This is a genomic window from Weissella confusa (assembly GCF_004766315.1).
GTDB classification, from domain to species: Bacteria; Bacillota; Bacilli; order Lactobacillales; family Lactobacillaceae; genus Weissella; species Weissella confusa_A.
Window position 1 is genome coordinate 45,013 of sequence record NZ_PVSN01000026.1, and the last position, 12,119, is coordinate 57,131.

General features: G+C 45.2%; 10 protein-coding genes and 4 tRNA genes. 7 read left to right on the forward strand and 7 right to left on the reverse strand.

The annotated features are described in order from the left end of the window. Positions 1-23: 23 nt before the first annotated feature. Entirely contained in the window at positions 24-1,025 is a 1,002-nt protein-coding gene (ccpA, locus tag C6P11_RS04295) for a catabolite control protein A (RefSeq protein WP_135518853.1), read from the reverse strand. Between the two features lie 244 nt (positions 1,026-1,269). Between ccpA and C6P11_RS04300 the strand changes: the two genes are divergently transcribed. Then, complete coding sequence (locus tag C6P11_RS04300; RefSeq protein ID WP_135518855.1) at positions 1,270-2,370, forward strand: M24 family metallopeptidase; 1,101 nt, start codon at positions 1,270-1,272, stop codon at positions 2,368-2,370. A 47-nt stretch (positions 2,371-2,417) separates the two neighbouring features. Here the strand turns inward: C6P11_RS04300 and C6P11_RS04305 are convergent, their stop codons facing one another. Both C6P11_RS04305 and C6P11_RS04310 read right to left on the reverse strand, forming a co-directional pair. Further along, complete coding sequence (locus C6P11_RS04305) at positions 2,418-2,813, reverse strand: hypothetical protein (protein WP_135518857.1); 396 nt, start codon at positions 2,811-2,813, stop codon at positions 2,418-2,420. Positions 2,814-2,857: 44 nt separating this feature from the next. Then, entirely contained in the window at positions 2,858-3,208 is a 351-nt protein-coding gene (locus tag C6P11_RS04310; protein WP_135518859.1) for a hypothetical protein, read from the reverse strand. A 196-nt stretch (positions 3,209-3,404) separates the two neighbouring features. Between C6P11_RS04310 and C6P11_RS04315 the strand changes: the two genes are divergently transcribed. Beyond that, the gene (locus C6P11_RS04315; protein ID WP_135518861.1) at positions 3,405-4,592 is read left to right on the forward strand and encodes an MFS transporter; all 1,188 of its coding nucleotides are present in this window, start codon (positions 3,405-3,407) and stop codon (positions 4,590-4,592) included. Between the two features lie 261 nt (positions 4,593-4,853). Beyond that, complete coding sequence (locus C6P11_RS04320; protein ID WP_135518863.1) at positions 4,854-6,380, forward strand: hypothetical protein; 1,527 nt, start codon at positions 4,854-4,856, stop codon at positions 6,378-6,380. A 65-nt stretch (positions 6,381-6,445) separates the two neighbouring features. Here C6P11_RS04320 and C6P11_RS04325 read toward each other — a convergent pair. The 4 genes from C6P11_RS04325 to C6P11_RS04340 form a co-directional block, all read right to left on the reverse strand. Beyond that, positions 6,446-6,534 (reverse strand) — tRNA-Ser (locus C6P11_RS04325). Between the two features lie 97 nt (positions 6,535-6,631). Continuing rightward, positions 6,632-6,703: transfer RNA gene (locus C6P11_RS04330), tRNA-Glu, on the reverse strand. Between the two features lie 34 nt (positions 6,704-6,737). Further along, a tRNA-Glu gene (locus tag C6P11_RS04335) sits at positions 6,738-6,809 on the reverse strand. Between the two features lie 35 nt (positions 6,810-6,844). Continuing rightward, positions 6,845-6,916 (reverse strand) — tRNA-Glu (locus tag C6P11_RS04340). A 176-nt stretch (positions 6,917-7,092) separates the two neighbouring features. On the opposite strand from C6P11_RS04340, the gene C6P11_RS04345 reads away from it, so the two are divergent. The 4 genes from C6P11_RS04345 (at position 7,093) to C6P11_RS04360 (ending at position 11,973) form a co-directional block, all read left to right on the forward strand. Then, positions 7,093-8,580, forward strand: a complete 1,488-nt coding sequence (locus C6P11_RS04345; protein WP_135518865.1) for a helix-turn-helix domain-containing protein — start codon at positions 7,093-7,095, stop codon at positions 8,578-8,580. 154 nt (positions 8,581-8,734) lie between these two features. Further along, complete coding sequence (locus tag C6P11_RS04350; RefSeq protein ID WP_135518867.1) at positions 8,735-10,285, forward strand: hypothetical protein; 1,551 nt, start codon at positions 8,735-8,737, stop codon at positions 10,283-10,285. A 24-nt stretch (positions 10,286-10,309) separates the two neighbouring features. Then, positions 10,310-11,005 (forward strand): WxL domain-containing protein, encoded by a 696-nt coding sequence (locus tag C6P11_RS04355; protein WP_135518869.1) that lies wholly within the window; start codon positions 10,310-10,312, stop codon positions 11,003-11,005. 5 nt (positions 11,006-11,010) lie between these two features. Beyond that, entirely contained in the window at positions 11,011-11,973 is a 963-nt protein-coding gene (locus C6P11_RS04360; protein WP_135518871.1) for a DUF916 domain-containing protein, read from the forward strand. Positions 11,974-12,119: the final 146 nt, after the last annotated feature.

Sequence of the window (12,119 nt, forward strand, 5' to 3'; positions counted from 1 at the left end):
TCGTTACTCCTTTTTCATTATCATTATTGCTTCGTTGAGTCGCGATCAACGTAACCGTGTGGCAAGATAATGTTCTTAACAGCCAATTCTTCACGGTTCATCAACTTCGTCAACATACGCATAGCAACGGCACCAAGGTCGTAGATAGGTTGCGTAATTGAAGACATTTGTGGACGCGTCATAACAGCCAACTTTGAGTTGTTGGTAATCAATTCAAAGTCTTCAGGCATCTTAACACCAGCATCAGTCATCGCGTTCAACAAGCCAGCAGCCATTTCGTCGTTAACAACAACAGCGGCTGTTGCCTTAGCGTCACGGACCATTTCAGCCATTTGGTAGCCAGATTGATAGTCGTAATCACCTTGAATAACAAGTGATTCGTCGTAATCAACACCAGCAACAGCCAAAGCGTTCATGTAACCCTTAAGCTTGTATTCGCGGTTGATACCGTGATCCAAGCTTCCCGTCACAAAGGCAACACGCTTGTGACCGTTCTTCAACAACTTGGTCGTTGCTTCGCCGATGGCACTTGTGTAGTCAATGTTTACAGAAGGTTGATCAGTTACGTCATCAACTGAGCCCGCCAAAACGATTGGTACATCAGCCTTAGCAAATTCCTTACGGATATCATCGTCAATCAAATTACCCATGAAGATGATACCGTCAACTTGCTTGCTCAATAGGTTTTCCAAAACTTGCAATTCCTTGGTGTCAGATTCATCTGAGTTAGCCAAGATGATTTGGTAGTGGTACATGGCAGCGACGTCATCGATTCCACGAGCCAATTCAGCGAAGTAGTGGTCGGTCACGTCAGGAATTACGACACCAATTGTCGTCGTACGACGTGAGGCCAAGCCACGGGCAACGGCGTTTGGACGGTAACCAAGTCGTTCGATAACGGCTTCAACCTTTTCTTTCGTTTCTTGCTTAACGTTGGCGTTGCCATTGACAACACGTGAAACGGTCGCCATTGAGACTTTCGCTTCGCGGGCCACGTCATAAATCGTGATGGTCTGCTTTTCCATGCTGATGCTCCTTTAAATATCTCTCATACAGAATTTTTGTCGTTTTCATAACTTTTCAGTCATTTACCGAATTGCATATCTGCAAACGGTTACAAGGTTATTGTATCATGCTTTCATAAAATGTTTTCATGAGAACATTCGATACATCACAAGTTAATAGTTTAGCATAAATAATCGGTCTATTGCGTCATTTTCTGAAAATGAGTGTACAATGATAGAAAAGTGAAACAAGAGGGGAATTCAGATGACTGAAAAACTTACAAAAATCCAATCATGGTTGAACGACAATGAATTGGACGTCGCCTACTTCTCAGATTTTCATTCAATTGCCTATTTGACAGGCTTTGAATCTGACCCAATCGAACGTGTTTTGGCGTTGGTTGTCTTTCCACAAGATGAGCCATTTATTTTTGCGCCAGCACTAGAAGTTGAGGCGGTAAAGGGTGCTGGTTGGACGCATCCTGTTTACGGTTACCAAGACCACGAGCAACCATACCAAATGATTGCGAACTACATTAAGCAACACACGACGCACGCAACGAAGTGGGCCGTTGAAAAGGCGCAAATGACGTTGGACCGTGCTGCGTTGTTGCAAACGGCTGTACCAGAAGCCAAGTTTGTGGCTGACTTGTCACCATTGATGACTGAAATGCACTTGATTAAGACACCAGACGAAATTGCTAAGATGCACAAGGCTGGTGATGATGCGGATCGTGCCTTTGAATTTGCCTTTGCTGCATTGCAAGAAGGCGTTTCAGAGCTTCAAGTGATGGCCAAGTTGGAATATGACTTGAAGTCAATGGGTGTTGTGGGGATGTCATTTGAGACGTTGGTTCAATTCGGTGCGCACGCAGCTGAACCACACGGTGACACTGGTTCAACCTTGTTGAAGGCCGGCGATTTGGCTTTGTTTGACTTGGGAACGATTTACGAAGGTTACGTTTCAGACGCAACGCGTACGGTGGCCTACAAGTCAGTTTCTGATCACCAACGCGACGTGTATAACGTTGTCTTGGAAGCCCAATTGGCTGCCCAATCACAAGCGAAGCCTGGTATGACTGCCGGTGAGTTGGATGCAATTGCCCGTGATATTATTACCAAGGCTGGTTACGGTGAGTACTTCGTGCACCGTCTAGGACACGGTATTGGGTCATCAGTCCACGAGTCAATTCAAATTGCGACTGGCAATGATTTGATTTTGCAACCAGGTATGGCCTTCTCAATTGAGCCAGGTATCTACATTCCTGGTGACTTGGGAATTCGTATCGAAGACTCAGTTGTCATGACAGAGACAGGTGCTGATTCATTCACGCACTCATCAAAGGATTTGCGTATTATCGATTAAACAAAATAGGATGGTATCTCGATTTTCTCAAGATACCATCCTATTTTTTAGTGCCAGTTATTAATGATTGCTTCGGCGTTTTCTTCCGTATCGCCAACTTCAGAACGCGTCTTTTCAGCCTTCAACAAAGGTAGCAAAGCTTCTTGGCGAGCGCTGTGCTTAATCACCCAAACCAAGAAAAGGGGTTGTTCGAACAGCCAAACGATGTGACGAGCTGAGTAAGTAGTCGTTTGACCAGTTACTGGGTTTGGCTTAACCGGTGCGGCTAGTTCTGGCGTGACGGCTGCTAAAGCATCAGCCTCGGTATCGAATGTTTCCTCAATCTTCTTGCGGAGATCCTTCTTGAACGCGTCGTACTTAACACGGTTCTTTTGCTTGTTTGGGTAATCAACACCCCACAACTTTACGATGTCGAGGATGTCTGTCAAATTATACGTGGCCATGTGTTTGCTCACTCTCTATTAATTAGTAAACTAAGCATACCACATTAGGCAGCGTCTAGTTTGATAATCATCTTATGAATCTTGTGACCAGTAGCGGCCAATTCAATGGTGGCATCGACATTGCCGTCCGGGGCGAATTTGTCAGAAAAATCACCGTGGAAGGTGACGTGAGCTAGGACTTCGTCATTTAAAGGTTCGACGGAGTGAATACTCGTTTGGACGTTATGCGAAAAGAAGTATTGCTTAAAATAGCTTTGAATGTCAGGCAACCCGACACTGATTTGCTTTGAAGCAACATCAGAGACAATGGCGTCTGGCGCAAATAGGGAGACATAGCTCCCACCCAAATCATTCAGATAACTGATGACTTGGTACATAGGTGTAGATGCTGACATGAATGTGCTTCTTTCTAATTAGACTATAATTCATTATCTGCTTCTGAAAAGGACGCGTCAAACGGAATGGTCACTTAAGTTTGCTACTTCCTAAAAATAAGCGTAAAGTAGATAAGTCGTCTTTCTAAGGCGACGCTTTTTGTTAATCACAACAAAAAGGGCACTTATTTGTTTATTTTCGAAAGTAGAGGTTTTTATGAATTCCGGAAAAACCAAGATATTTAACCAGTCATTTCTTGAAATTGCGCTGATTAACTTCCTAGTTTTGATGACGTTTTACAGTTTGATTGTTGCCGTTGGACCATATGCAGTCGATGTGCTCCATCTATCAACAGCAAGTAGTGGTTTGCTAGTTGGTATCGTGGTTATTGGCTCACTCGTCATGCGTATGATGTCTGGTGCGGTGCTCGCACGCTTTTCAACTAAGACGATGATGATGGTCGGGGCCTTTGTATTGATTCCTAGTATGCTGGCTTATCACGTCACAACGTCAATGATTTCATTATTGGTACTACGTTTTGTCCAAGGAATGATGATTGGACTAATCGGGACGGTTACAAATACGGCAGTTGTGTTTGTTGTACCGGAAGAGCGTCGCAGTGAAGGAATTTCATATTTCTCATTGAGTACAGTTATTGCCACAGCAATGGGTCCATTCTTGGGATTGGCCTTGAGCAAGATTGGCTATGGTTTCTTGTTTAACGTCGAAACCGTGATTGCTGCGTTGGCCTTTTTGGCAACGATTTTGATTCACAAGCAGGCGGTTGATATTAAGGCCCACACAGTTAAAAAGGTTGAAACGGCTGACAAGCCAACCGGCCTTAAGAAGTTTTTGGAGCCTAAGGCAGTGCCATTGGCAATTGCCTTATTCATTGCCACGTTGACGTACTCAGCCATCCAAAGTTACTTGAGTTTCTTTATGAAGGCACAACACATGTCATCAGTGACTGAGTGCTTCTTCTTGATTTACGCGGCGGTGATCTTCATTAGTCGACCATTTACAGGTCGTCTGGCTGATGAAAAGAACGAAAACTACATCATTTACCCAGGATTGATTTTGTTAGCCATTGGTTTTGTGCTATTGAGCCATGTCACAAACGTTTGGGTCTTTGTGTTGGCTGCGATTTTCATCGGGGTTGGGTTTGGAAACTTCCAATCAGCCGCCCAAGCAACAATTGCGAAGATTGTGCCACCTGAGCGTATGTCATATGCCACATCAACGTACTTTATTTTCTTTGATTTGGCATTTGGTGTCGGACCATACTTGCTTGGTTTGATTGAACCAACTATTGGCTTTGTGGGGTTGTATGAGTTGATGATTGCCTTTGCAATCATTGCCTTGGTTTGGTACTTCTTAGTCCATGGGCGCCGTGTTAAGCGTTAATCACTGTTAAAACATTAGCGAAAACTTGAAAAATCTGCTACATTAGATAGAGATAAGATTCGAGTTTATAACGACAAAAAAGACGACCTACACAGATCACTTCCGGTCTGTGTAGGTCGTCTTTTTGTATGCTTCCGACTATTTTGTGAATTATGTGAACGTTTTATGAATTTAAGGGTTGTCACGTGAAATATAGAGTAAATGGCCGTATCCTATTGTTACAAATTAGTTACGAAGCAATTTTTAGAAGAGGTGGGGACAATGGAAAAAGTGACTAGGTTGTTTAGAGGGGCAATGTTGGCGACGGTGATTGTACCCTTCGCAGGCCTACTTACATTACCAGCGGCACAAAGTGTTTCAGCGGCGGACTACGGGGTGAAAATTTCAAACGGAACGCAGGTGCTTTCAAATATTGATGACACGGTGACTTTTGCAGGTGGGACTGTAAAACAAACGAAAACAGCAGATGGTCAGGTCGATCTTTATTTGAACGGCGTGACTTTGAATCCAAATGGCGAGGGGACGTCAATTGCTTCAACTGCCAATCAACAAACGCATCTTTACTTCCAAGGTGAGAAGCCTTCAGTGGTAAAGGGTGCCCTGCAAGGTATTACGTCGGTAGCTGGAACTGCCAACTTGTTGGGCGGGTCTCGTGACGCATTGGCTGTCTACGCAGAGGACACGCCGGGTATGGCCAGCGAGATGCAACTTGAAGGAGATTTTGCTAAGCCGGTGACCTTGACGCACAAGGATGGTAGCAAGACTGTACCAACTATCACCCTTGGAAAAGATGACGCGACCCGTTTGAATCAATTGATTTTGGCAGGTAAGTCGACGGATGGTGTAATTGGCGGGGAGGCGACTATCTACAATCCAGGACGTGTTTTGTCAGGCAATTTGGATAAGATTGTCGGGGCGACATCATGGCGTGTTGATTATGATCAGAATGATACGGATTGGAGCGATGCCGCAAATTACAGCACGCGACCATTGTCATTGAAGGGGCCAAACGGTGAAACGGCAACGCGAATTGAAGTTTCAAGTACGCCATTGTCATTTAAGGATGATAACTTGGCAGTTGTAAATGCTACTAAGTTAGCAAATGAGAAGATTAACTCGACCGACTTGTACATCGCTGGTAATGGTCAACCGGTAACGGTATCACTTAGCCAAAACGGTTCAGATTATACGACCTTTAACGGTGGTGAGTTGGCCGCTGGTCAATATAGCGTGAAGGTTAGTCAACCGGCTGACGTAGAAAAGGGTGTATTTGGTGGTGAAGCTACTGGTCAATTGATCGTCCAAACGACACCAACGCCAGCACCAAATAATGGCGGTGGCTCAACACCAACACCAGCGCCAAGTACACCGATTACACCGGCAGCTACGACACCAGCCGCAACAACTGTGACGCCAGCTGTATCAACGGTCGTGTTCGTGCCAACGGCAACAACACCGGCGGCTACGCAAACGGCAACCCAAGCACCAGCTAAGCAAGTGCCGGCAGCTGCTAATGAAACGTTGCATCACGGAGCCGTTAATGATCCGTTGCACGGACCATTGGAAGTGGACATGCCAGTGAAGTCGAAGACGACGGCCAAGGCGCCAGCTAAGGAAGTAAAGCATAAGAATGACTTCCTGAAGCGAGCTGCTGGCTTGAGTACGCAAGCAGTAGTAGCTATTTGGTCAGTCGCGGTCTTGGTATTTGTTGGCTTAGTTTATCTTGGTATGCGCTGGGCAAAGCAAGCGCAAGTTGCTGAAGTAAACGACGATACCGAAGAGAAGTAAATAAGCAGAAAAATAGTAAACAAAAAGCACGTTTCGAAGTAATTTCGAAACGTGCTTTTTTAGGAAGGAGCCAACGGGATTTGAACCCGTGCGCCGGCTCAACACCGGTTCGGCGGATTTCGAGTCCGCTGCATTACCACTCTGCCATAGCTCCATAACAATATTTAATATTATAAACCATGATTTTTGATTGTTTCAAGTTGAATAAATGAAACAAAAAAGACACCCAGTAAACTGGATGTCTATCAAGATAGCCCATCAGGGAGTCGAACCCTGGATGCCGGTGTGAAAAACCGGAGTCTTAACCGCTTGACCAATGGGCCATGAAAATGTTGAATGCCTAATCGACAAAGGCAATAGCCCATCAGGGAGTCGAACCCTGGATGCCGGTGTGAAAAACCGGAGTCTTAACCGCTTGACCAATGAGCCATGAAATTGTTTATTGATTACTTCGTTAAAAGTAATAGCCCATCAGGGAGTCGAACCCTGGATGCCGGTGTGAAAAACCGGAGTCTTAACCGCTTGACCAATGGGCCATGAAACTTTGTTAATTGCTTACCGCTCTTAACAACAGATAATAATATACCAGATGGATATTTATCATGCAACACCTAATTTCAAAAAAAGTCGACTTTTCTTCAAAAAGTGTCTCCCCTTGCACTAAATTCGTGTGTTCCGTACACTAAATACAAGGATTGGGGGGCGTGTGGGGATGGATGAATTAACGTGGGTGTTAGAAAAGAAAGAGCAAGACAAATTAACGTTACTGACCTATTTAGCGACGCGGACAGATAGTTTTTTACCAATTAAGCGCATTGTGACATCGCTGGGGTGGTCGCGATATCGAACGCTATCGACGATTACGATGCTATTCGATGACTTAGTGGTGTATTTTCCAAATGAACCAACCGCGTATATTTATGACGAAAAGCAAAAAGCGGTTATCGTTGATCGATCGGTGTTGGTCGATATTAAAACGGTTGCTTTTGATTACCGACAAAAATCAGTGGTTTGGCAATTGCTCGGCGTTATTTTTACCGGAACGTTCGATTCGTATGAACAGTTTGCCGAAACTTACCACACGAGTGTGCCGATTGCGCGGGCAGCCAAAAGTAAAATTGCCGCCGTTCTGAAAAAAGCAAATATCAAGTTGACGTTGCATAACGGATTAGTCGGTAATGAAACAACTATCCGCATCTTTTTCTTCGGGTTGATGCGGCAAGCCTATGGTAACCATGAGATTCCATTTCCACCAGAAATGCGCGATCGAACTGAGCAAGCCGTACATGCAATTGCGAATATATTTAATATTCCGTTACGTGAAACGGCAAAACAAGCAATGCGCATGCAATTTACCATCTGGTATTATCGCTTAATTAACGATCATCATCTATTACCTGAGGAAATTCCAGCCTTGTTGACGGACTCAGTCAATTGGGACGCTGAGCACCAGGCGACACGAGCTGGGTTAATTGAGTTAATGTGCTCGTTTGTGTCTTTACCAACAGCTGTTTTGGAACGTGAAGCTGACTTTGCGATAGCAAGCCTGTATTCAACTGGGTTTGCATCGAGCGTACCAGTATCGTTATTGACGGAAGTGGCTCAGAAAAAATTGGCGCGATTTAAAACCATTGTTAAGACGGAGTACCAAGCGTTATTTAACCAGGAACTTTCGGAACGCATCTTGAATCGCGTGACATTACAACTCTCAGCAACCAATATGCGGACAGCGTATTTTAGCGTTTACGGGTATCGCCCAACGCCTGAATTGGAAATTGCACAACGTGACTTTCCAATTCATACAGCATTTGTTTTGCGGGTACTCCATAACCTGGCGGAGAAAATTGGGTTTGATGAGCAGGTACTGGTTAATTCTTTATTCGAAGAATATTTAGATGCGATGATTCGGAATTTATCAAAACAATCCATCTTACCGGCGATTATCGTGGTGATTGATATGACGAATTTGCCGGCACTTGAAGAATTGGTTCAAGATCGGTTGAAGCGTTCGCCGATGATTAATGTGATAGTGGCGCATGAATTCCGTCCAGATACCGATTTCTACATATCGGATGTTGAAATTTCGCAATTTGGTGTAACGCCAGGCTTCATTTGGACCCGCTATCCTGATGAAACAATGTTTGCCCAATTCATCGAGCAAGCTGTATTACTTACAAAAGACAGATTTAAAGGTCAGTGATTATTTCACTGGCCTTTTTAGTATTTTCAACACCTTACAAAGAAAAAGTAGATTTTTTTGAAAAAAACAGAAAAAAACGACGTGGTGAAGTTTGTTGCTATCCGATAAAGTTAAGCACGTAAACGATTCCTATTTGTTGAACGGGAGGAGTGAGATGAGAATTGGAAGACTGATATTCGGCGTTATGCTGGGTGTCATAAGTATGTGGTTTAGTCATGATTTGCACGCTGCTGAGCATCAAGTGGAAACGATGCGCGAATTCGAGCAAGCTTGGCATTTGGACGAACCGGATCAGAAAATCCGGTTGGAAGCGGATTTTGTTGACGACCTTGCGACAGGATTAGAACCACGGACACAGGATGTCACATTAATAGGCGATGGCTATGAATTAGCTTTTGCGCCTGAACAGAACAAGCAACCGGTTAGCCTAACGAGTTTGGGAGAAATTAAGTTAGCTGGGGAATTGTGGTTGTCAGGTGCCGATGAGACACCTTTAATTAACGCACGGCGGGTCCAGGCATTGCCTGACAGTAATGTGTTCATGAGTCCTGGTTATCAGGGTCGCATGGTAGTGGCTGACGAGGTCATTATCAAAGGTCAATTGGTATTACACAGATCACACGGTGACATGATTACCGCACCAAATATTCAAATTGCATCAGAAGGATTTGTCGAAGCCTTTGGTCAAACGGGCGGTCACGTTTTTGCGACAGACAGTGGTGGGCAGTTAACCGTAGAATCGGGGGCGCATATTTCTGTATCTGTTCTCCAACAAAGTGATGGTCCAAACGTCGGCCCGATTGATATGGGTTTTGATCAAGTCGTTATTCAAGATGGTGCCCAAGTTGATATTGCGAGCATCCAGCCAGCATTGCTTTGGCAAAACACGGATGCTGCAATGGTGACGGTAGAATCGGGTGGCCAATTACAATTGACCGGGTTGCAACAACAGACCGTCGTTTATAAAAATCAAAACGGTGTGAGTGGTGGCGGATTACAGGTGAAAAAGGCCGGACGATTATCTGTCACAGGGTCGAGCACCACCGCATTGATTGAATTTTGTCAGCCGACGGTGCTAAAAATCGTCGCACCAGCTGAATTGGCTTTCGTTAATACACAGGAGAGGGGACTTGTGTATCAACGGAATCGTGGCACTTTTGAACTACAACAGCTTATCGCACACAGTACAACGACTAATTCAGTCGCAACAGAATTTTCAATCCAATCACTGCGCGTGAAAGGGCGTGGTAACGGGCAAACCGTAAGTGATTTACCCTATGCTGTTTCGGCATGGGTGGACAGTTTGAATAGACTAACGGCGCACCCTTTACCGGCTGAAGAACCGATGAAGGTGGTCATGACACCAGTCTCGTTTGGCAACGTGGTTAAACCATATGGTCAATCAGTTCGAACGACGGCACTGCCTGGCACAGGTATTTTGACAGTACAGGGGAGTATTTTGAAATCCTGGGCAGTGCAGCTTCGATTGGCGCGACTGTTTACAAATCGGGTAACCGGACAAGCCATTTCACCGCAGTTGATGGCGAATCAACAAAACATAACGGAATCGTTTCAAGAGATATTGAGTGGTCAAGTGGGACAAACGCATGCAACACGTTTTGAGATGCAAATTGCTGACCACGAGGTTATACCGCTCGGTGACTATGAAGCCGAGCTTGAGATTAAATTGGTCGCAGGACCATAGGGATAGAAGATGGGGGAATTTGACATGATGATGTTTAAGTGCCGGGCGACTTTGGCGGTATTGACGGTTGGCTTAACGATGTTGACTGGTGGCTCGATTTTTTCAGCTGAAAAGGATGAGACGGCCACAGTGCCAGCGACGGTAAGCTTTGCGGGGGTTGAAGAACCAATCGTTATTGATCGGGTAAATCCGACTGATGCAAAAACCAAAGATCCAGCGGTACCAGCGAATATGCGTGAGACGGGGATGCCATTGACGATTGATTACGCGTCACCTTGGCGTTTTGAAATCCAAAAAGTGAGTTTGATGGATCGGTCTTATTCGGCTAAGCGCGATACGTTTGCGGGTCAGGCAGTTGCCAATCACGTTCAGGTGACTGACCAACGTGAAAAGTTAGATGGTTGGGAATTGCAAATCCGCCAAGTAACGCCATTCATGCATGCATCTGGCGCTGAGCTAAAGGGGGCTAAGCTACACGTGGGCGAAATGTCGGTTAAGTCAGCAGTTGAAGGCACTTTAGTGATGCCATCAAAGAATGCAATCACATTGAATGGGGAGTTTGCCCGGTTGGCCAGTGCTAAAGCTGGTGATGGCTATGGCACATCATCTTTATCGATGGCGGATGTTAAGTTAACGGTACCGGGTCAGGCGAAAAAGTTGGCCGGTAATTATTCAAGTGAGGTAGTTTATAAGCTCCTCGCAGCACCAACAGGAGCGTAAATGAGATGAAATTGGTTTGGGGAGTAGTTGTAATGATCTTGACGGTGATGTTCGGGGAAACACCAGCGTCAGCGAATGAAATGCCGTTTGCAGTTCGCGTCATGGCAGCTGCCGAACAGCGTCCAGAAACGACAGGGTATTTCGATTTAATTTTGGCACCTAATCAAGTGAAGAAAGTCCAGGTTTTATTGACGAACGAAACGGAGAAGCCACTCACGGTTGATATCAAATCAGCCCAGGCGACAACCAATCGTAACGGGGTCGTCGATTATGAAACGGCGCAATCAAAAGCTTGGCGACAACTTGTTGCGGTGCCAAAGAGCATTACACTACCACTGCATGGCCAAGAATTGGTCGCAACGACCATTCATATGCCGGCAAACCAATTTGATGGGATAAAAGCAGGGGGCTTAACATTTGCTGAACGTAAAACACTAAATGATTCGGGGGAATCTGGTGTTCAAATTAAGCAGTCATATGCTTATACAGTTGCGGTCTTAGTTTGTAATCGCGAGGGGGATGTACCAGCTAAGATGCGTTCTGTGGGGGCGCAAACCAAAACGGTTACTGGTGAAAACGTGTTGCAAACGACGCTTGTGAATCCGATGCCGGCATTTCAACATGACATGCAGGTGCGGACACGCTTGTATCGGGGCGACAAGTTGATTTTGGATAAAACGCAAGTGGGGTTGCGTTTTGCGCCAGATAGCCAGTATCACCACATGACAGTGCTTGATCAGTCATTAGCAGCCGGTCGGTATCGGGTGGTGACGGACGTGAAGACGAATCAAGGCAAATGGCATTTTAATGATGGGCTGACTGTGACAGCTAAGCAGCAAGTTGGTGGGGCGGTTGCTGAAGCGACACAGCTACCAATTTGGCTAAAGATTATGTTGGGCATTATCGGGGGATTGCTCATAATTATTCTTTGGCTCATCATGTTGATGCGACGACGTCAGCAAAAATAGTAGTAGATGAAATCGGTCGGGGCAGTGAGTGTCTCGACCGATTTTTTGTTCACATAAATGAAATATTTACCGTATTCTGTTCAGACTTTTCGTGTCGTTTTGGCGTTGTTTTATTGCGTTAGCATCATATTCGTTTTTTATACTGG